The 21117-nt window shown below is 62.9% G+C and carries 16 protein-coding genes and 2 pseudogenes; 9 read left to right on the top strand and 9 right to left on the bottom strand.

Annotated features, from left to right (window positions below):
* Positions 1-177: 177 nt before the first annotated feature.
* The gene (locus EJ077_RS08680) at positions 178-1143 is read right to left on the bottom strand and encodes a LysR substrate-binding domain-containing protein (protein WP_245458688.1); all 966 of its coding nucleotides are present in this window, start codon (positions 1141-1143) and stop codon (positions 178-180) included.
* Positions 1144-1350: 207 nt separating this feature from the next.
* On the opposite strand from EJ077_RS08680, the gene EJ077_RS08685 reads away from it, so the two are divergent.
* The 5 genes from EJ077_RS08685 to EJ077_RS08705 all read left to right on the top strand — a co-directional run bounded on the left by EJ077_RS08685 (position 1351) and on the right by EJ077_RS08705 (position 7757).
* Positions 1351-3189, top strand: a complete 1839-nt coding sequence (locus EJ077_RS08685) for an ABC transporter substrate-binding protein (RefSeq protein WP_245458689.1) — start codon at positions 1351-1353, stop codon at positions 3187-3189.
* A gap of 101 nt (positions 3190-3290) precedes the next feature.
* Positions 3291-4298, top strand: a complete 1008-nt coding sequence (locus tag EJ077_RS08690; protein WP_245458690.1) for an ABC transporter permease — start codon at positions 3291-3293, stop codon at positions 4296-4298.
* Positions 4295-5167, top strand: a complete 873-nt coding sequence (locus EJ077_RS08695) for an ABC transporter permease (RefSeq protein ID WP_208701211.1) — start codon at positions 4295-4297, stop codon at positions 5165-5167. Before EJ077_RS08690 ends, EJ077_RS08695 begins: the two co-directional genes overlap by 4 nt.
* 17 nt (positions 5168-5184) lie before the next feature.
* Entirely contained in the window at positions 5185-6855 is a 1671-nt protein-coding gene (locus EJ077_RS08700) for a serine hydrolase domain-containing protein (protein ID WP_208701213.1), read from the top strand.
* Between the two features lie 104 nt (positions 6856-6959).
* Entirely contained in the window at positions 6960-7757 is a 798-nt protein-coding gene (locus EJ077_RS08705) for a M55 family metallopeptidase (protein WP_135916400.1), read from the top strand.
* A 114-nt stretch (positions 7758-7871) separates the two neighbouring features.
* Here the strand turns inward: EJ077_RS08705 and EJ077_RS08710 are convergent, their stop codons facing one another.
* A complete protein-coding gene (locus EJ077_RS08710) occupies positions 7872-9131 on the bottom strand; it encodes an amino acid deaminase (RefSeq protein ID WP_208701215.1) in 1260 nt (419 codons plus the stop codon).
* 152 nt (positions 9132-9283) lie between these two features.
* Between EJ077_RS08710 and EJ077_RS08715 the strand changes: the two are divergent.
* Positions 9284-10752 (top strand): annotated as a pseudogene (locus EJ077_RS08715) (M81 family metallopeptidase).
* A gap of 74 nt (positions 10753-10826) precedes the next feature.
* Here the strand turns inward: EJ077_RS08715 and EJ077_RS08720 are convergent.
* From EJ077_RS08720 to EJ077_RS08745, 6 genes are all read right to left on the bottom strand, one after another.
* Positions 10827-11885 (bottom strand): ABC transporter ATP-binding protein, encoded by a 1059-nt coding sequence (locus tag EJ077_RS08720; protein WP_208701217.1) that lies wholly within the window; start codon positions 11883-11885, stop codon positions 10827-10829.
* Complete coding sequence (locus EJ077_RS08725; RefSeq protein ID WP_210212159.1) at positions 11882-12877, bottom strand: ABC transporter ATP-binding protein; 996 nt, start codon at positions 12875-12877, stop codon at positions 11882-11884. Before EJ077_RS08725 ends, EJ077_RS08720 begins: the two co-directional genes overlap by 4 nt.
* Positions 12874-13758 carry a D,D-dipeptide ABC transporter permease gene (gene ddpC / locus EJ077_RS08730; RefSeq protein WP_208701219.1) on the bottom strand — a complete coding sequence of 295 codons (885 nt, stop codon included), beginning with the start codon at positions 13756-13758 and terminating at the stop codon, positions 12874-12876. Before ddpC ends, EJ077_RS08725 begins: the two co-directional genes overlap by 4 nt.
* Positions 13758-14774: an ABC transporter permease gene (locus EJ077_RS08735; RefSeq protein WP_127277257.1), complete on the bottom strand. Its 1017-nt coding sequence runs from the start codon at positions 14772-14774 to the stop codon at positions 13758-13760. The genes ddpC and EJ077_RS08735 overlap by 1 nt, the downstream gene beginning before the upstream one ends.
* 17 nt (positions 14775-14791) lie before the next feature.
* Positions 14792-16339 (bottom strand): ABC transporter substrate-binding protein, encoded by a 1548-nt coding sequence (locus EJ077_RS08740; RefSeq protein ID WP_208701221.1) that lies wholly within the window; start codon positions 16337-16339, stop codon positions 14792-14794.
* Positions 16340-16467: 128 nt separating this feature from the next.
* The gene (locus EJ077_RS08745) at positions 16468-17136 is read right to left on the bottom strand and encodes a helix-turn-helix domain-containing protein (RefSeq protein ID WP_208701224.1); all 669 of its coding nucleotides are present in this window, start codon (positions 17134-17136) and stop codon (positions 16468-16470) included.
* 145 nt (positions 17137-17281) lie between these two features.
* Here EJ077_RS08745 and EJ077_RS08750 point away from each other — a divergent pair, with 145 nt between their 5' ends.
* From EJ077_RS08750 to EJ077_RS08760, 3 genes are all read left to right on the top strand, one after another.
* On the top strand, positions 17282-18418 hold the full coding sequence (locus tag EJ077_RS08750; RefSeq protein ID WP_208701226.1) for an NAD(P)/FAD-dependent oxidoreductase: 1137 nt from the start codon (positions 17282-17284) through the stop codon (positions 18416-18418).
* Between the two features lie 286 nt (positions 18419-18704).
* Positions 18705-20201, top strand: coding sequence for an aldehyde dehydrogenase family protein (locus tag EJ077_RS08755; RefSeq protein WP_208701228.1), 1497 nt, complete (start codon positions 18705-18707; stop codon positions 20199-20201).
* 101 nt (positions 20202-20302) lie between these two features.
* On the top strand, positions 20303-20581 hold the full coding sequence (locus tag EJ077_RS08760) for a hypothetical protein (RefSeq protein ID WP_208701230.1): 279 nt from the start codon (positions 20303-20305) through the stop codon (positions 20579-20581).
* 12 nt (positions 20582-20593) lie between these two features.
* Here the strand turns inward: EJ077_RS08760 and EJ077_RS08765 are convergent.
* Positions 20594-21092: pseudogene (locus tag EJ077_RS08765) on the bottom strand (peptide deformylase).
* Between the last annotated feature and the right edge of the window lie 25 nt (positions 21093-21117).

The following is a 21117-nucleotide window of genomic DNA, read 5'->3' on the forward strand; positions in this document are numbered from 1 at the left end:
CAATAGGCGCCCATCACCAGATCGCCTGGAAGCCATGCCTTGGAACGGCCCGGAATGCCTCGCCAGACGGCATCGGCCCTGCGATTGTCAGGCTTCCCGGCGCTCCACCCGAAGTTATGCAATTTCTGCATCGCCCTGTCGGATTTCGCATTAACCGCGAATGGCGCCTCGACCCGCTCAGCGCATGGTCAGTGTCGGATCAACCAGGGTGCGTCCGCGCGCCTGCTCCGCGGTTCGCGAGAGATATTTCCACAGCGCTTCGCCGTCCCGGCTGCGCGCGCCCACACGGCGGAAAATCCTGATCTCGATCTCCAGGGACAGCTGTTGTCCGCCAATCTGGATGAGTTCGCCCTGGGCGATCGATTTCTGAACGCAGATCTGCGGCAGCCAGACCACGCCTTGCCCGGCGATCGCCATCTGCTTCAGGCCTTCGGCAAGCGAGGACTGATAGACGATGCTGAGATTGAGAGGACGCCGCCAGCGCGACTGGATAAGCGAGATCAGCTTGCCGAGATAGCCGTCGCTCCAGGAATAGGCGAGGTAGGGAATCGTGGTGCCTTCCGACACATCGACATCGAAGAGCGGCGCTCCCGTCTGGTCGACCCCAGACACCAGAACGAGGCGATCCCTGCCGATTTGAAGCGATTCGAAGGGTCCGCCCTCAAGGACCGGCGGACCGTCAGGGTGATCGTAGGTGATGGCGAAGTCGCATTTGCCGGACGACAGGTGCTCAACGCATTCCAGGAAGTCGCCCGTGTGCATGCTGCTGCGGACCGGCGCATTTGGCATTTCGGGATGGCTGATCCACTTGGGAAAGAAATAGATAGCCAGCGTATGAAGCGCGGCGAAAGTGAGAAGCCGTGAGCTGGCGCCGGCGGCGTTGCGGCAGTCCGTGCGCAGGCGGTACATGTCGCGAAGCATTTCCTGGCAGCGCGGAACGAAAATGTTGCCCGCGCTGGTGAGGTGCACCGGATATGTGCTGCGGTCGATAAGTTCGGCGCCGACCCAGGCCTCCAGCGCCTTGATGCGCCGGCTGAAGGCCGGCTGCGAGATATTTCGGGACGCCGCGGCGGTCGAGAAATTCCGCGTCGCGGCGATCTCGAGGAAGTCTTCAAACCACGCCAGCTCCACAGTCGACCTCATGCATTATCCGCATAACCGATCCTATCTACGCATTGGACAGTGGCGCAAGCCTGCTTCTAGCTTTCGCACGCAACGATAAAAAGACCTCGGGTCAATTGTGGGAACATATTCATGAAAATGAAACGTGCCTTGGCATTAGCCTTCTGCATGGGTATAGGCGCTTTTGCGTCGTCCGCCGTGGCAGAAACCAAGAATCCCGGAACGTTTGTGTTTCTTTGGACTGACGATGTTCAGTCGTTCGATCCGGCCTACATTGCAAACACGCCGAGCTCCTACGGCGTGCTCAACGTCTACAGCCGCCTGTTGAACTACAACGGCTCCCAGATTTCCGAATTCGTGCCTTCATTGTCCTCGCAAGTGCCGAGCCTCGAAAACGGCCTGATCAAGCAGAACGCGGATGGTTCGGTCAGCTACACCTTCCCGATCCGGAAGGGCGTCCACGCCCACAAGGTCGGCATCAAGGGCGACGACAGCAAGATCACCTGGCAGTACTATGACGGGCTCACCGACGAGCAGAAGGCCAAGATCGAGCCCGGCTATGGCGAGATCACGGCCGAAGACGTGCGTTACTCGCTGCTGCGCGCCATCCTGATGGGACAATCGTGGATGTCCAACGCCATCACCGAGGTGGTCACGGCGAGCAAATACACCGACGTCGCCAAATGGGTCGAAGCCGAAGGCAAGGTGTCGGACATCAAGGATGCCAGCCCCGAAGCGCTACGGAAGGTCTATGACGAACTCGCGTCGCAGATCACCGTCGAGGGCGACAATGTCACGCTGAAGCTGCCGAAATCCTTCCCCGCCACGCTTGGCGTTCTGGCGCTGCCGTTCGGTGCTTCGATCGTCGACAAGGAATGGGTCGCCTCCGTCGGCGGGTGGGATGGCAACGGGGACAACTGGAAGAAGTACTACCGTCCCGAACTCGGCGACGATCCGCTGTTCGCCCAGGAAAACGGGACCGGTCCGTTCATGCTCGACGAATGGGATCGCACCGATCGCCGCATCACGCTGAAGCGTTTCGACAATTACTTCATGGGCAAGGCCTCGCTCGAGCGGGTGGTCATGCGCACGGTTCCGGAATGGACCACGCGTCGCCTGCAGTTGCTGTCTGGCGACGCCGACTTCGTGACGACTCCCGTCGAGTTCCTGGACGAACTCGGCAAGACGGACGGTGTCAAGGTCATCGACGGTCTGCCCAAGGTGTTCAGCCGCGGCCTCTATTTCGCGTGGCCGCTGGACGATGCCGACAACCCCGCCATCGGCAGCGGCAAGCTGGACGGCAACGGCATCCCGCCGGACTTCTTCTCCGACATCGATGTCCGCAAGGGCTTCAACTACGCGCAGAACTACGATGCGCTGATAAAGCAGGCCCTGCTCGGCAAGACCGTGCAGGCGCGCGGCCCGACCGTGCGCGGCATCATGGGCTATCGCGCCGACTCGCCGATCTACGGCTATGATCCGGCGAAGGCCGCCGAGCACTTCAAGAAAGCCTTCGGCGGCAAGCTGTGGGATACCGGCTTCACCTTCACGGCCTATGTACAGGAAGGAACGCCGCAAGGTACGGCGGCACTATCCGCGCTCCAGCAGGGACTGCAGCGGATCAACCCGAAGTTCAAGATGAAGATCCAGTCGCTGCCCTGGGCCTCGATCTCGGACAAGCTCAACAATCGTGAAAAGCCTGCCTCGCCGCTCACCTACATGGGCTGGGGACCGGACTATTCCGACCCGGGTGGTCCGCTGGGTGCCGCGACTTACTATCTGTCCCCGACCGGTCTTGTCGGCGGCATGCTCGGCCAGGGCTACCGCGACCTGATGGCGGAGAAGTTCAAGCCGCTTCTCGACCAGGCCTGGGCCTCGAGCGATCCCGCCGTGCGCGAGCCGATCTATGCCAAGCTGCAGGACATGTCCTACGACTATGCCACCACGCAGTTCCTCTGGGAGGACTTCGGGTACATCGTCACGCGCAGCAACATCGACGGCTACGTGCACAACATGATCCTCTACGGCGCCTGGGACTTTTATCCCGTCACCAAGAAGGCCGACTAAAGAGCTTCGGGTTTCGCCGGGCGCCATCGTCGCCCGGCGAAACGGCTATTCCTCATGGTGCGGATGCTGATGTGCTGAACTACGCTTTGCGGCGGCTCCTGATGTTGCCCGTCGTTCTCTTCGCCCTGTCGCTGATGCTTTTCGCGCTGCAGATGTCGCTGTCGCCGACACAGCGCCTGGCGGCATACGCGCCGTCCCCGGACTTCCTCAAGGGCGGCCAGGACAGCATTCGCAGGATGATCGAGCAGTATGGGCTGAACGATCCCTTCTACATTCAATACGGACGCTGGATCGGCAACATCCTGACGGGCAATCTGGGCTGGTCCGAGACCGCGCGCCAGCCTGTCGCCCACGCGCTGGCTTCCCTGCTGCCCGCGACGCTGGAACTGGTCCTGCTGGCGTTCATTCCTGGCTTTCTGCTCGCCATCTACCTGGGCTCGCGGGCCGGCATCCATCTCAACCGCTGGCCGGACCATCTGATCCGCATCTTCACCATCCTGGGCTGGTCATTCCCGGTCTATGTGTTCGGACTGCTGATGCTGCTGATCTTCTACTCCGCGCTTGACTGGTTCCCGCCCGGGCGCCTCAGCCAGTGGGCCCAGGCCGCCGTCACGTCGCCCGGCTTCACCCGCTACACCGGCGCGAACACGATCGACGCGCTGCTCAACGGCAATCTGGCCATTTTCTGGGATACGCTCAGGCATCTCGCTGCCCCCGTCATCACGCTGACCTACGTCAATCTTGCCAACATGACGCGTGTCATGCGCACGTCGATGCTGGAAACGCTGCGCCAGGACTATGTCCGCACGGCACGCGCGAAGGGCATGTCCCGGCGTGTGGTGGAACTGCATCATGCCAGGCGCAACGCGTTGCTTCCGGTCACGACGATCGCCGGAATGGAGCTCGCCGCCATGATGGGTGGCGTCGTTATCACCGAAACCATCTTCGACTATGCGGGCCTCGGCCAGTTCGCGGCAAAGACGGCCGCCAATCTGGATTTTCCGGCGGTGCTGGGCTTCGGGCTCTACTTCGCGGTCGTCCTCGTGGTGCTGAACCTGGCCGTCGACCTGATCTATCCGCTGCTCGATCCGAGGGTAAAGACGCGATGAGAGCGCTTGGCTATCTGAAGCGTAACCCGATCTCGCTGATTGGTGTGCTGCTGCTGCTGGCATTCGTGCTGATCGCGATTTTCGCGCCGGTGCTCGCACCGCCGCAGGAATTCCAGATGTCGGTCTACGACACGCCGAGAGCGGGCTTCCTGGCAACGCCGCAACCGCCGTCGCCCGAGGCGATCTTCGGAACCACCGAAGGCCAGTACGACATCTACTACGCCGTGATCTGGGGCACCCGCACGGCCTTCAAGATCGGCCTCGGCGTCGTCGCCATCTCCGTGCTGATCGGCACGATCATCGGATCGCTCGCGGCCTTTTACGGCGGCATCGTGGACGAAGTGCTGATGCGTATCGTCGACGTGTTCATGGCGGTTCCCTTCCTCATCGCCGCCATGGTGCTGACTACCCTGCTCGGCAAGGGGCTCGGGCCGATAACCGTCGCGCTGACGACTTTCGGATGGATGGGTTACGCGCGTGTGGTGCGCAGCGAAATCCTGCGCATCCGCGAGATGGATTTCGTGAATGCGGCAAGAAGCTACGGCGCCGGCGACTTCAGGCTGATCGTGTTCCACATCCTGCCCAACGCGTTCTTTCCCGTGCTGGTGCTCGCGACCATGGCCACGGGTTCAATGGTGCTCACGGCCTCCGCCCTGAGCTTCCTTGGAGTGGGCACGGAAGAAGGGTACGCCGATTGGGGACAGTTCATCGCCTACGCCCGCAACTGGATCGTCGGCCAGCCCGGCAACCCGTTCCAGTACTGGTACACGCTTGCCTTCCCCGGAGCCGCGATCTTCCTGTTCGTGCTGGCGTGGAACCTCGTCGGCGACGCTTTGCGCGACATTCTCGATCCCCGCCATACAAATTGAAATCAGGGAGTATCCCCGTGTCTTCGCTTTCCCCCCACGCCATCGAGCTTCTTGAAGACCTTATCCGCCACGAGGTGGAGGACAAGGCGATCCCGTCGATCTCCTATGCCCTGATCGACAGGGACGGCCTCATGACGCACGGCCACATACAGCGGCACGATCGCCATTTCGACATGAAGGACGACACCTGTTTCCGCATCGGCTCGATCACAAAGACCTTCACGTCGGTTGCCATCATGCAACTCGTGGAGAAGGGACTGGTCGACCTTGATGTCGATGTCTCGGAGTATTTGCCCGGTTTTCACCCGGTCAATCCGTTCGCAGGGCGTGAAAGCGGACCCCACGGCTCGCAGATCAGCCTGGGCAAGCTCATGAGCCACACCGCCGGGATCGTGCGCGAACCCAAGAGCGGACACTATCTGGATTCACACAAGCCGCCGCTGGCCGACACCGTCGCCGAGCTTGCCACGTCCACGTTGAAGCAGGATCCCAGCGCCGGCATCATGCATTATTCCAATGCCGGCATTGCCGTGGTCGGCATGGTGATCGAGCGGGTGACGCGAAAGAGCTACGCCGACTACATCACCGAGAACATTCTGAAGCCGCTGGGCATGAACGACACGTCGTCAGGCATGGCCCCCGGCGTCCGCGAAAGGCTGGCGCCGGCCGATATGTGGACGCTGGACGGGGATAGCCCCGCGCCGGTGTTCAATCTGGGCGGATCGCCCGCCGGCAACATATTCTCCACCACTTCCGATATGGCCAACTATACGCGGTGCCTGCTGCGGGGCGGCTTCGCGCCTAACGGGGATTCCATCGTCAGCCCCGCATCGCTGCGCAAGATGTGGACCCCGATCGGCAAGCGCCCCGAAGGCCACAACAAGGACCTCAACGGGTATGGGCTGTGCTTCGGCGTCGGCGACATGGATGGGTGGACCTCCGTCGGCCATGGCGGCGCGGTTTATGGCTATGCCTCGCAGATGATGCTCCTGCCGAGGGCTGGCTTCGGCGTCCTGATCTTCGCCACGCTTGATTTCGCCAATCAGATAGCCTCCCGGCTCGCGGGCGACGGCTTGCGCATCGCGCTCGCCGATTGCGGCATGGGACGCATGCCGCTTCGCGGCCAGACCCCGCCGCCCATCACCGAAGACCAGTTCGCTAGCCTGCCCGGCCTCTATCGTCATGAGGCGGGCGGCGAGGTCGTCGAGGTGAAGCACAAGGACGGCAAGCTCTACCTGATGGGGGAGGGCGTACCGCTGCAGATCCGCCCGGTCTCGGGCAATGATTTCGTCATCGACGGACGCATCTACGGTCGCGGCGCCGACTACGCGCATATGAATCTCTCCTTCTCCAAGGCCAACCAGCTAGACTGGAAAGGGGCGACCTGGTCGCGTGTCGATAGTCTGCCTGTCGAGAAGGTGCCGCCGGAGATCGCGCCGCATCTGGGCGAATACGGGCCGGATTTCAACATCACCTATCTGACATACAGCCATGGCCAGCTGAAATGCCTGATCGAGTATTTCTGCACCCATAGCTGCGAGCCGGTGGATGCCGGCCGCTTCCGCATGCACGGGCTGCTCTACGAGGAGGAGATTCTCGAGCTGGGCGCCATCGACGACAACGGACGCCGCGGCATTCGCGTCGGCCCCATGTTTCTGGAGCGCCGGCAGGCTGAAATGGCGGCCTGAGCGGCCCAGGCAGCCACCGCCGCGGGGCCGCGTCGACCGCACCGGGCCGGACGCCATTGAAGCCGCGTGCGCGGCGACTTTCTCTGAAATCGAAAGGCAAGCACATGAAAGTCTTTATCAGCGCCGACATCGAAGGCACGGCGGGCATCACCAATTGGGACGAGGCGCGCAAGGGCAATCCCGACTATGCCGAGTTCCGGGAATACATGACCGACGAACTGGTCGCGGCCTGCGAAGGCGCCAAGGCGGCGGGCGCGACCGAAATCGTCGTCAAGGACGCCCATTCGACGGCGCGCAACCTGATCCTGTCCAAGCTTCCAGCCTATGTCCGCATCGTGCGCGGCTGGAGCGGCCATCCGGATGCGATGATGTTCGGCATCGATGACACCTTCGATGCCGCTCTTTATACCGGCTACCACAACAAGGCCGGTACCGACACGAACCCGCTGGCACACACGCTGACCGGCACCGTGTCCAGGATGCTGATCAACGGGGAGGTGGCATCCGAATATACGCTGAACGCGCACTGCGCTGCCCGTTACGGCGTGCCATCGGTCTTTCTGTCTGGCGATGCCGGCATGTGCGGAGAGGCGAAGGCACTGGTGCCCGAGATCGCAACCGTCGCAACCAGCGAGGGGTTCGGGCCGGCCACGTCGTCGCTCTCGCCGCAAGGCTCGGTCAAGGCCATACGCGAGACCGTGGAGGCCTCGCTTTCGCGCGACCTGTCGAAATGCCTGCCGAAGCTGGCCGACCGGTTCGAACTCATCGTGGAATATACCACCCCGATCGAAGCCTACAGGGGAAGCTGGTATCCGGGCATGGAGCATCCCGCCCCGCGCACGCTTCGTTTCGAGGCGGACAATTTCTTCGACATTCAGCGCGCGATACGGTTTGTCGTCTGACCATTGAGCGGAATAGGCGCGGCCCGTCCGATCCGTGGCGGGCCGCCCCGGCGAATACTTGCCCCCGATAGAGCCGTCGCAACCGCGCTGCGACTGTCCTGCGTCGATGGTGGGTCAGAAATAGGTCTTCAGCGCGCCGACGATGTCATAGTCGTCGTTGACCAGAAACAGAATCTGCCATTTGTCGAAGGTTGTGCAGGGATGCGACACGCCGAGCCCGATACGATCCCCGACCTTGACCGAAACCGTCTCCGGGACGCGCATGTAGGCGTGCTGGTCGTTGCTGGCGAAAATCGCACAGCCCGTCAGCGTTTCAGGCAAACCGTCGCCGCGCGAGACAAGCAGCGGCACCGGCAGTCCGGAGTCGGTTCCAAAGTCTCGCTTGCCGGCGGTCAGGATCGCCAGCCCGGGTTCCGGGCAGGACTGCACATGGGTCCAGACCTCCAGCGCGTTGACCAGCCCCTCATTCTCGCCCGTCGCGGCAAGGATACGCTTCTGCTCTGCCTGATAGACACCGCTGTCATGGCTGACATAGCAGCCGCTGCGCGTCATCACCTGCGCGCCGCTGCCGGAGAGGCGATCGAGGACGATGTCGTAGAACGACGAACCGCCGGCTGTTACGATCGGTGGGGCGCGCTCGAACAGGTTCTCGCCGGCGCATGCTTCGTAGAGCGCGCCGATCTCGTCGACGAAATCCGCGACTGCCTGTGCCGGGCCACCGTCCTTCGGCTTGATCAGTCCCTCGAAAGCCTCGACGCCGCAGAGCCGCAGTTGCGGCGCCGCATGCGCGGCACGCGCGACCTCGAGCGCCGTGTCGTTGTCGCGGCAACCGGTCCGGCCGCCCGGATAGCCGCGCTCGACCAGCACCTGGATCGGCCGCGAGGCCGTTCCGGAGCGGCCGACCGCCTCGCTCGCCAGGCGTACGGCGTCGAGGCTGTCGATCAGCATGTAGAAGTCGAGGCCGGGCGAAGCGTTGAGCTCGGCGACCAGAGCATCCAGTTCCAGCCGTCCGACAAGCTGGTTGGCGAGCACGATGCGATCGATGCCGAACCGACGACAAACCTTCATCTGGTGCAGCGTGGCGACGGTCACGCCCCAGGCGCCGTCGCGCAATTGCCTCTGCATGATCTGAGGGCACATCGTCGTCTTGACATGCGGCGCGATGACCGCGTTGCGCTTGGCGAGGAAACGCTGCATCCATCGCGAATTGTGGTCGAGCGCGGACTCCCTGATGACCGCTGCCGGCAGCGGCACATCTCCGCGCAGGAGGTTCCAGCCCATCGAACCGACATCATGAAGACGGACCGCAACGCCTGGCGGAATGGCCTTCGTGGTTTCGTCCAGCACCAGATCGTCGAGCGGGTGAAGATGCATGTGAATTTCCGATTCTGTGCCACCCGCCGGATGCCGCGTGAACGCGGTCTGGCGCAGCTCTTTACATGGTCCAGGTGCTTGCGGAAATCATATAATAGTTTGATGATGAGAAAAGATTTTTCTTAAACGAAAATCGGATTGAGGACGAAAGAATGCGCATTTTCATAGCGGGCATGGACACCGAGACCAACACGTTCGCGCCCATCCCGACCGGCTACCACAGTTTCGAGGAAATGGGCATTGCGCGGGGCGACGCCACCTCGAAGCCATTGAACGAGCCGTCCTGCCAGCTGTTCGTGTGGCGTCAGCGCGGAGAAGCCGACGGCCACGAGATCGTGGAAAGCCTGTGCGTCTGCGCCGAGCCCGGAGGCATAACCATCCGCAATGTCTACGAGCAGTTCCGCGACGAGATCCTCGACGAGCTCAAGGCCGCCATGCCGGTCGACTGCGTGCTTCTGGCGCTGCATGGCGCTTTCGTCGCGGAAGGCTATGACGATACCGAGGGTGATCTTCTCGCGCATGTCAGAGCTGTCGTCGGGCCCGACATCCCGATCGGGGCAGAGCTCGATCTGCACTGCCACACAACCCAGAAGATGGTCGACAACGCCACCGCCATCGTCGCTTACAAGGAATATCCGCACACCGACATCATGGACCGTGCCGGCGAGCTCTACCGCATTGTCGTCGACGCGGTGGAGGGCAAGGTTAGGCCGGTGATGGCGCTTTACGACTGCCGCATGATCAGCACCTTTCGCGTGCAGGAGCAGCCGATGCGCGGCTTCGTCGATGGCATGATCGCCGCCGAAGCCGAGCCAGGCATATTGTCAGTCTCGCTCGGACATGGTTTTCCGCATGGCGACGTCGAGGATGTAGGAGCCCGCATGCTGGTCGTCACCAACGATGACAAGTCGCTTGCAGAGCGCACAGCTGAAAGGTTCGGCAAGCAGCTTTTCGCATTGCGCAACGACCTGATCCCGAAATTCCTCGGCATCGACGAGGCGCTCGATATCGCGCTCGCCGAGCCGCAAGGGCCGGTCGTCATCGCGGATGTTTCGGACAATGCCGGCGGCGGTGCGCCGGGGACTCCACCTACATCCTGCGCCGGCTGATAGAGCGCGGCATTGGGAACGTGGCCAGCGCCATGTACTGGGACCCGATCGCCTATCGCTTCTGCGTCGAGGCCGGGGTCGGCGGTACCATAAACCTGCGGGTCGGCGGCAAGTGTGGCGTGTTCTCGGGTATGCCTGTCGATCTGCGCGTTACGGTAAAAGGCCTCGGTCGCGAGCTGACGCAGCTGTTCGGCACCATGCCGTGGCCGCTCGGGGATGCGGCATGGGTCACCACCGACGGCGGCATCGACCTGATCATCAACACGGTACGCACGCAGGTCTTCCATCCTGACTGCATGACCGCGCTCGGTCTCAATCCAAGCGAGCGGCGCATCGTCATCGTCAAATCCAATTACCATTTCCAGGCTGGTTTCGCACCGATCGCCAAGCGCATCCTGTTCTGCGCCCCGCCCGGTGCGACGCAGCCCAACTTTGCCGCGATCCCCTACACAAAGCTCAAGACGCCCTATTGGCCGAAAGTGGAAGACCCATTCGCGGCCGACGCGGCTTAGAGCGGTTCAGCGTTTGAAAGAATCGCCCGACCCGCTCTAGCTTCTTGTTTTTACGCAATTCCCAAAGGGAAGCGCTACGCGCTTCTCCCGGGAAAACCGCTACGCACTTTTCCTGGAATTGCTCTAAGCAATCGCATCATTCGGGAGGATAATACCGGTCGCGGCGCCGTGCGCGGCACCGCCGTACCGTTTGCGCGCGTGACCAGATGACAGCGGACTGTTCGCAATCCGTCGGCGGGGGCCAAAACCTGCGGCAGTTCGCAGCCGGTCGTCGCGGAGGGGCAGCGTTCCCGGAAGAAGCAGCCGGTCGGCAGTGTTCGGTTGCTCGGCAATTCGCCGGCGCGCGGTGCGATCGAGGTCAGCGGACGATCGAAACTCGGAACGGCATCGAGGAGCGTCTTGGTATAGGGATGCCTGGGAGCGTCAAGGACGTCGAGCGTCGGGCCTTCCTCGACGATCTGGCCCAGATACATGACGGCGACACGATCGGCCACGTGGCGCACCAGCGACACGTCATGCGAGATGAGCACGTAGGATAGCTTGCGCTCCGCCTGCAACGACAACAGCAGATTGACGATCTGCGCCTGCACCGACACGTCCAACGCCGAGGTCGGCTCATCGAGGACCAGCAGCGCCGGTTCAACGGCGAGTGCCCTGGCAATCGCGATGCGCTGGCGCTGGCCGCCCGAGAATTCGTGCGGATAGCGATCGACATGCTCCGGCCGCAAGCCGACCGAGACGGCCAGTTCGGTTGCGCGCCCGATCAGTTGTTTGCGGGTGTAGCCGCCGCGAATGTGCAGAGGTTCGGTGATCAGGCGCCAGACCGGAAGACGCGGATCGAGCGACGATTGGGGATCCTGGAAGATGATCTGCAATTGGGTGCGCCGTGCGCGGTCCCGTTCGGTTCCCCTGAGTTTGATGGCACCGGCGGAAATGTCGGTCAGGCCGAGAATCGCCTGTCCAAGCGTGGTTTTTCCGCAGCCGGATTCTCCGACAATGCCGACCGTCTCGCCTTCGGCTACGCTGAACGACACGCCGTTGACGGCATGGACGTCGGCGCCGCCGAACCAGCCCGAGGTGACACGGTAGCGGACTTCCAGGTCTTCGACGGAGAGGAGCGGAGGCTGGGTCACGCGGCTTGCGTCTCCTCGATACGGCGCCAGCAGGCGGCGCGGCGGGCCGGCTCCAAGGCAGCCAGCGGCGGCACCGACACGCAACGATCATTCGCCTCGCGGCAGCGCGCTCGAAAGAGGCAGCCGGCAGGCGGGTCAAGCAGGTCGGGCAAGGTGCCGGGGATCTGTTCCAGCGGCTGCTTTGGTGGTGCCAGCCCCGGCAGACAGCGTATCAGGGCGCGCGTGTAGGGATGGGCTGGCGCTGCCAGCACCGACGCGGTCGTTCCGGCTTCCGCGACCCGTCCCGCGTAAAGCACGTAGAGCCGGTCGCAAAGCTGCGACACCACGGCCATGTCATGCGATATGAAAACAACGGCCGTTCCCGTGCTCATCGCCTTGTGTTTGATGAGGCCCAGGATCAGCGCCTGCACCGTCACATCGAGTGCCGTGGTCGGCTCGTCGGCGATTATGAGCTTGGGTTCGCAGGAGAAGGCCATGGCGATCAGCACGCGCTGTCGCATGCCTCCGGAAAGCTCGAACGGATAGGCCTGCATGATCCGCTCCGGCTCGCTGATCAGCATGTCGCGCAGCAGGCCAGAGGCTTTGCTCGTCGCGGCCGCGTTGTCGAGACGCTGGTGGCGGCGGATGACTTCGACAATCTGCTCGCCGATCCGTCGGGTCGGGTTGAGAGCGTTCATCGGTTCCTGGAAGATGGTCGACACCAGCCGCCCGCGCACATGCTGGAGTTCACGCTCGCTGAGCTTCATCGGATCGTTGCCGAACAGACGGATGCCGCCGCCGGTAATGTGCGCGCTGCCTTTGGGCAAAAGCCGCGTCGCCGCCATCATGGTCACCGACTTGCCGCACCCGGATTCTCCCACGATGCCGACGATCTCGCCGGCACGGACATTGAGGCTGACCCCGTTCAGCGCCTTGATCGGCCCGCGATAGGTACGGAACTCGAGCGAAAGGTCGGAGATTTCGAGCAGGACGTCGCCGGACAGTTCGGTCATCGGCCACCCAGCCTGGGATCGAGCATGTCGCGCAATCCGTCACCCAGCAGATTGAAACCCATGGCGCTGATCAGAATGGCCAGGCCGGGAAAGGTGACATACCACCATTGGTCAAGGAAATAGTTGCGTCCGCTCGACACCATGGAGCCCCATTCAGACGTCGGCGGCTGGGCGCCGAGGCCGATGAAGCTCAAAGCCGCGGCCGTCAGGATGGTGCCACCGAGATCCAGTGTCGCCTGGACGATGATGGGCGACAGGGCGTTAGGCAGTATGTGCCAGCGCAGCATATAGGCGGGCGAAGCCCCGAAGCTGCGCGATGCCTTCACATAGGTGCGGTTGCGCAGCGACAGCGTCTGCCCACGCGCCAGCCGCACATAGGCGGGCACCCGCACCACGGCGACGGCCAGCATGGCGTTGAACAGGCTCGGTCCCAACGCCGCGGCCAGCGCCATGGCGAGGATGAGTGCCGGCAGCGCCAGGAAGACATCCATCAGCCGCATGATCGCGGTGTCGACGATGCCGCCGACGACACCGGACAGGCAGCCGATAATCGAGCCGATGAAGGTCGAGATGATGACGATGGCAAAGGCGATGCCGCAGGACGCGCGCGCGCCGAAGAGCACCCGCGAAAACAGATCGCGCCCGACCTCGTCGGTGCCGAAGAGGTGCTGCAGGCTGGGCGCGGCAAGCCGTGCTGCAAGTGAGATCTTGTCGGGCGGGTAGGGTGCGAGCAGGGGCGCGGCCATGATCACAAACAGCACCGCCAGCGCGATCGCGGCGCCGATCAGAGTGAGAGGACTTTCCTTCACGCGATACCACAACCGCCCCACGCGAAGCCGCGATGCCGGCCGGGGCGATGTGATGATGCCATCCGCCGCCATCAGCCGAGCTCCCTGATCTGTGGGTCGAGCACCATATAGGTCAGATCGACCGCGAGATTGATCAGCACGTAGCCCAGCGAAGCGACGATGGTGAAGCCCATGATCGCGGGAAAATCCAGCGTCTGGATCGATGACACCACATAACTCCCCATGCCTGGCCAGGCGAAGATCGTTTCTGTCAGCACCGCGCCGTAGAGCAGATCACCGAAGGCGAGGCCAAGCAGCGTCACCGACGGGATCAGGGCATTCGGCAAGGCGTGCCGCAGGATGACCGCCGATCGCGACAAACCATTCGCTCGCGCGGTGCGCACATAATCCTCCTGCAGGACATCCAGCATCGAGGCCCGAATCTGGCGCGTGATGATGCCGAGATTGGCGAAGGCGAGGACAAAGGCCGGCAGGATGAGGTGATAAAGCGACGACCAGAAGGCTTTCAGGTCGCCGGCGACAAGCGAGTCGACCAGGAAGAAGCCGGTGATGCGCGGCGGCGCGGCGATGCCAAGCGTGATGCGGCCGCTGCCCGGCAGGATCGGTATCTTGACGTAGAACAGGAGGATGAGCGCCAGCCCGAACCAGAATACCGGCATTGAAATGCCGGCAACCGACACGACACGCGCCGCCTGGTCGACCGGTCCGTCCTTGTAGATCGCCGAAAGCACACCGAGCGGCACGCCAATCATGATCGCCGTCACGAGCGCGGCGATGCCGAGCTCGAGCGTGGCGGGCAGGAACAGGGCAATATCGCCGGCCACCGGGCGCCGTGTCCGCAAGGACTGGCCGAGATCGCCCGACAGGAGCTGCTTGACGTATATGACAAACTGCTGGGTGACGGGCTTGTCCAGACCAAGCTCCTGGCGCACATGCGCCAGCGTCTCGGCCGAAGCCTTGTCACCGGCGATCAACTGAGCCGGATCGCCGGGGATCAAATGCGAAATCGTGAAGGTGATGACCGCGACGCCAGCCACCACGAAGACCAGCAAAACGAGGCGCCGAAGGATTGTTGAAATAAGCGACATGCCTTCGGCGCCGATTTCTATTCGGACTTAGACATATCGGCGATGTTGTAGACCTGGATCAGCATCGGATTGTAGACGTACCCCTTCACCGAGGATCGCATGGCGAAGATGTCGTTCTTCTGGAACAGAAGGACGTAAGGTGCATCCTCGTTGGTGATTTTCTGCGCGTCGATATAGAGCTGCTCACGCTTCTTCTGGTCGACGGTCGCGAGCGCCTGGGTGATCAAATCGGTCACTTTCGGATTTTCATAGAAGGCCCGGTTGCCGGGGGCTCCCATCTTGGTCGGGTCGAACCAGATGTTCATGAACATGAACGGATCGGCGAAATCGGGCGTCCACGCGCCCGTCGCGATGTCGTAGTCGCCCTTGGCGACCAGCTCGCGCTTGGTCGTGTCGGCGACATTCTTCATATCCATCGTGACGCCGATTTCGGCGAGCGAGGCCTGCAGCGCAAGACCCACCGGCTCCCAGGCGGAGTCGGCCTGCGAATAGGTGAAGCTGATGTGCAGATTGGAAACACCGGCATCGGCAAGCAGCTGCTTGGCCTTGTCCAGATCGTAGCTGTACTGCATGCCCTGCGGGTCATGGCCCCACATGCCGTCCGGTACAGCCCCGCGCATCTGTTCGGCCTGGCCCTGCATGACGCCATCGACCAGCCCCTTGTAGTCGGCCGCATAGGATATGGCCTGACGGACCTTCGGATTGTCGAAGGGCGCTTTCTTGTTGTTCAAATAGAGATAGACGACATAGAGGCTGGGATTGCTCTCGATGACCACCCCCGCGCTTGATTTCATGGCCTCGGCCTGGTCGACCGGAACCTGGTCGATCAGGTCGGCGTCTCCGTTCTCCAGTTGCAGGCGACGCGATGACATCTCGCGCACGATCTTGAAGATGACCTGCTTGAAAGCCGGCGCCTTGCCGGCATAGTGGGGATTGGGATCGAGCGTGATCTGCTGGTTGCGCTCCCAGCCCGAGATTTTGAAAGCTCCGCTGCCGGCGCTGTGCTCGGCGAGCCAGGCCTTCGCGTCGTCGCCGTTGACCGCGTGCTCTTGTGCCTTGGGATTGATGATCGATCCGGCCGAAGTGGCGAGCGCCGACAGGAACGGCGCAAACGGCGCCGACAATTCGAACTTCACGGTCTGCGCGTCGACAATGACGACATCCTTGATGGTCGGGAACATGTCGCCCGGGCCAGCCGCCAGCTTCTTTACGCGGTCGAATGAATATTTGACCGCGGCGGCATCGACCGGCGAACCATCGTCGAACATGTGTCCCGACGCCAGCTTGAAGGTCCAGCTGAGGTTGTCGGGCGCCGTGGTCCAGCTCTCGGCAAGCTCCGGAATGACCTCGGTCTTGGCGCCGTCATATTTCACCAGACGCTCGTAGGCCGGAAAGATCAGCGTATAGCCGTTGTTGCTGACCTCGACGCCGGGGTCGGCCGTGGGCGGATCCTCGGCCTTGGCGATGACCAGGACATCCTTGTCGGTGGCCCAGCTCGGCCCCGCAAAGGTCAAGGCTGTCAAAGCGGCAAATGCCGCAAAAGTCGGCAGGCGACGTAACAACATGATGCGCTCCCCTCGAGCTTGTGTTTTTGCATCTCTCACGGATGGACCGAGGGATGCCTCTCGCCCACGCTAACATCCGTATTTCGGATGGCAAGCCGATTTTTCTGATAGGAAAGATATTTTTCTAATTAGCCAAGCGTCATTTCCGTATCGACAGGCTCGCGCTCGTCATGGGGGCGCACGCTTTTGGCGCCGTTGATGATGGTCTGCTCCGACTGGCCGGATGCCGACGTGCACACGCACAGGATCCGGGCTGGGGTGTCGCCGACGCTGACATAGGCGTGTCCCATTGTGCTTTCGAAGTAGACCGACTCTCCTGTTTTCAGCCTCAGCGTCTCGTACACGTCGGTGTGCAGCTCGACTTCGCCTTCGAGAACATAAGTGAACTCCTGGCCGGGATGACGGATGAGCTCGCCGAACGTTTCGATGCTTTGCTGGGTGATTGACCCCAGCATGGGGATCATTTCCTTGCGCGACAGCTCCGTGCATAGAAAGCGATAGACGTAGTTGGGGGTCTCGACGATCCGCCCGTCCTCAAGCCGGCTGACGGCACGCGCGCCGTGGGCGATGGGGGAGGCGCTGGCCTTTCGCGCGCCGAAGAGCTCGGTTATGTCGACCTTGAGCCCTTGGGCAAGCTGCAGCAGCTTGTCATAGGTCAGCGACATCTGGTTGTTCTCGACCTTCGACAGGGTGGAGATGGCGAGCCCCGACATCTGGGCGACCTGCGTCAGTGTCCAGCCACGCTCCCGGCGCAGCAGTTTGAGGCATTCTCCCAGGCTTGGTTTCGAATCGCTCATGGCGGACCCTTTTCGACATTGGCGGCAGTCTAGGGTTGGGACCGGACAAAGTCGACTCGCAAGCGGCGCCGCCTTTATCATAGGAAAGAGGTTTGACCGATCAGAAATATTCTGCTTGGTTGCCGGCGCTTGCAAGAGGGAGGCCATGCAGGACGTTCTTATCATCGGCGGCGGCATGGCTGGCGCCTCGGCGGCTTTCTTTCTTGCGGCTGGTCGACAGGTGACCGTGCTTGAAGCCGAAGCCCATTGCGGCATGCACACGACGGGACGGTCCGCCGCTCTCTTCATCGAGGGTTACGGCAACATCGCCATCCGCGCGTTTACGCGCGCCAGCCGGCAGTTCTTCGTTGAGCCGCCGTCCGGCTTCTGCGACGTACCCTTGCTGACACCTCGCGGCACAATGTCGATCGGCACGGCCGCGCAGAGGCCCAGGCTGGAGGCGCTGTTTGCCGAGAGAGTCGCGGAATCGCCAACGGCCATCGAATGGCTCGACCCCGACGCTTCCCGATCGGTCATTCCAATCCTGCGACCCGAATACGAGGCGAGCGCGTTTCTGGACCGTTCGGCGATGGATATCGACGTCGACACCCTTCACCAGGGCTTTCTGCGGGGCGCACGCCGCCAGGGCGCGCGGGTGGTCACCAATGCTCGGGTCGAGGGGATCGAGAGGATCGGTGGCATATGGACCGTGACGACCACGGCCGGCGTCTTCGAGGCGCCCGTCCTTGTCGACGCGGCGGGTGCATGGGCGGACCAGGTGGCCGAGATGGCAGGAGCCATGCCGCTTGGCCTGGTCCCGAAACGGCGAACCGCGATGCTTGTCAAAACGCCGCCCGGCATCAACGCCAAGGACTGGCCGGGCGTGATCGATGTCGACGAGATGTTCTATTTCAAGCCATCCTCGGGAATGCTGTTGCTCTCACCAGCCGACGAGACGCCGAGCGAACCGTGCGATGCACAACCCGAGGAGATCGATATCGCCATCGCAGTCGATCGCGTTCAACAGGCCGCCGCGCTGCCGGTAACGCATGTGTCGCGCAGTTGGGCGGGGCTGCGGTCGTTCTTTGCGGACAAGACGCCGGCGGTTGGCTGGGACCCCCATGTCGAGGGCTTCTTCTGGCTGGCTGGACAAGGCGGCTACGGCATCCAGACCGGACCCGCGCTCGGTCAACTGACCGCGGCCCTCGTGACCGGAAGCGAGCTGCCCAAGCCATTTCTTGGCGAAGGCGCCGATCCCAGCCTGTTGTCGCCGGCCCGCTTTCATGCGCCACGATCGACCTGAATGACTGTTGAGGCGCCCATGTCGCCGGACATGCGCGTGGCCTCGTCTGGCCCCGGGCCGGGGCATCTGCCTGAAGCGCGGCGCGCCGCTGAGTTTGAAGCCGTGGTGACTTCGTCCAGGAGGATGCGCCCCCCGACACCGGGTCTCTCCGGCGCCGAACGGAGCGCCGATACGGATGCGCTGCGTGCTCCCGGTCGAGGCCGCCAGAACGCCCTTTCAGCTTTCCTTGCTTGAGGTCGCCAGCACCGGGAGTAATAGTCGCCATGGAATTCGTGAGGAGGAAGAGATGACGGTGAATTTCGACCCGAGGGCGAAGGCCGCGACGCTCTACCACGGCGAATTCCGGCCGATGTTCATCGGTGGCCACTGGGTTGCGGCGCAGTCCGGCGAGGTGATGCGGGCGCTGAACCCGGCGACCGGCGAAGTGCTGGCGACCGTGCCGCGTGGCGCAGCCGCCGATGTCGACGCGGCGGTGGCGGCAGCGCGCACGGCCTTCGAAGGGCCATGGTCGAAATTCTCACCCTATGAGCGGCAATGCGTGCTGCTCAGGATCGCCGATCTGTTCGAGACGCATTGGGAAGAGCTCAGCGTCTCCGACACGCTCGATATGGGACTGCCGATCACGCGCACGCTGGCCAACCGGCGCCGCGTCATCGGCATGCTGCGCTTCTATGCCGGCATGGCGACCGCGCTGCACGGCGAATCCATAGACAACTCCATTCCCGGCGAGATCGTCACCTTCACCCGGCGCGAGCCCGTGGGCGTCGTCGGTGCGATCATTCCCTGGAATGCGCCGACCGCCGCCTCGATCTGGAAGATCGCGCCGGCGCTCGCCACGGGTTGCACCATCGTGCTGAAACCCTCGGAGGAGGCATCGCTGACGCCGCTGCTGATCGCGCGGCTGATGCAGGAAGCGGGCGTGCCCGACGGCGTCGTCAACATCGTCACCGGAACCGGCGCCGAAGCGGGCGCGCGGCTTGCCGAACATCCCGACGTCAACAAGATCGTTTTCACCGGCTCGACGCTGACCGGCCAGGCGATCGCGCGGGCGGGCGTGACCAATCTCAAGCGCGTCTCGCTCGAGCTTGGCGGCAAGTCACCGATCATTGTCTGCCGCGACGCCGATATCGACAAGGCCGTTCCGGTCGCGGCCATGGCGGTGTTCGTGCATTCGGGCCAGATCTGCATTGCCGGCTCGCGGCTGTTCGTGGCGCGCGAGATCCATGACGAGTTCGTGCGCCGGCTGGCCGAGTTCGCCGGAAAACTGCGAATCGGCCACGGCATCGAGGCGGAAACCGAAATCGGGCCGCTCATCAATGCCAGGCAGGCCGGCAAGGTGGAAGGCTACATCAAGGCCGGCAGCGACGAAGGCGCCGAACTGGTCGCCGGCGGCGCGCGGCTGACGGGCGCGCTCTATGATGGCGGCAACTTCATCGCGCCGACCGTCTTCGGCGCGGTGTCGGACACCATGACCATCGCGCGCGAAGAGATCTTCGGGCCGGTCATTTTGGCGATGCCTTTCGACACGCTCGACGAGGCCGTCGCGCGCGCCAATGCGACGCCCTATGGGCTGGCCGCCGGCATCTTCACCAGCCATCTCGGCACCGCGCACAAGCTGGCGCGCCGCGTCAAGGCCGGCTCGGTGTGGGTCAACATGTACCATGCCATCGACCCCGCTGTGCCGTTCGGCGGCATGAAGATGTCCGGCTATGGCCGCGAGGGCGGCATCGAGCATCTGCATGAGTATCTGGAGACCAAGTCGGTCTGGATCCAGACCGACTAGCTGTGCTGATATTCAGGTGCTGGCAAGGCCCTTGTTCAGGAACTTTTCGTCATCTGAGGATTTGGATATAAGATGGACCCCGAACAGAAGGGTGTTTTGCGATGACGACCAAACGGCTGGCGATCTGTGTTCTTGCTCTCGCAATGGGCTGCGGCATGTCTTCTGCGGCATTCGCCGGGACCAAGCACCGTCACTACCAGCAGGGCGAACAGGAGCGATATGTTCCGGCCGAGAACGATCTCATCGATTTCCTGTTCGGCGGCCCGCGCTATTATGACCAGCAGTTGGTCACGACGGCCGCGGGGGCCTGCTCCTACCACCGGACAGGGCCGGACGGGTTTGCGATCAACAAGATCAACGATCACCACTGCGGGAAGTAGACGGCCTGGCGCCTACGACGCTCGCATCAACTTGCCGTAGCGCTTGATCAGCCGGTCGCGCTTGAGGCGCGTCAGCCTGTGCGTCCAGAACAGCCCGTCGAGCTGGTCGATCTCATGCTGATGGCAAACCGCCAGCAGGCCCTCGGCATCCTCGAACCGCTCATTGCCATCCAGATCCTGATAGCGGACGCGTATGCGGGCGTGCCGCTCGATATCCTCGGTGACGCCGGGCATGGAAACGCTGCCTTCCGCATGACGGATCATCTCGGTCGAGGCCTGGACGACGGATGGATTTAATAGACCCCCGGTTCCATGGCGGAAGGAAGCTGGATCACGACCAGGCGTTTCAAGACGCCGATATGCGGGCCGGTGATGCCTATCCCTGGCGCCGCGTGCATGGTGTCGATGAGATCGCCGGCCAAAGCGTGCAGCTCGCTGTCGAACAGCTCTACGGGTTCGGCCACGGTGCGGAGGAGGGATTGGGGAATTTTATGATCGACCGAACCGCCATGGACCTCGTCCTATCCGCCAATCAT

The sequence above is a fragment of the Mesorhizobium sp. M8A.F.Ca.ET.057.01.1.1 genome (assembly GCF_003952565.1).
In the GTDB taxonomy this organism is placed as follows: Bacteria; Pseudomonadota; Alphaproteobacteria; order Rhizobiales; family Rhizobiaceae; genus Mesorhizobium.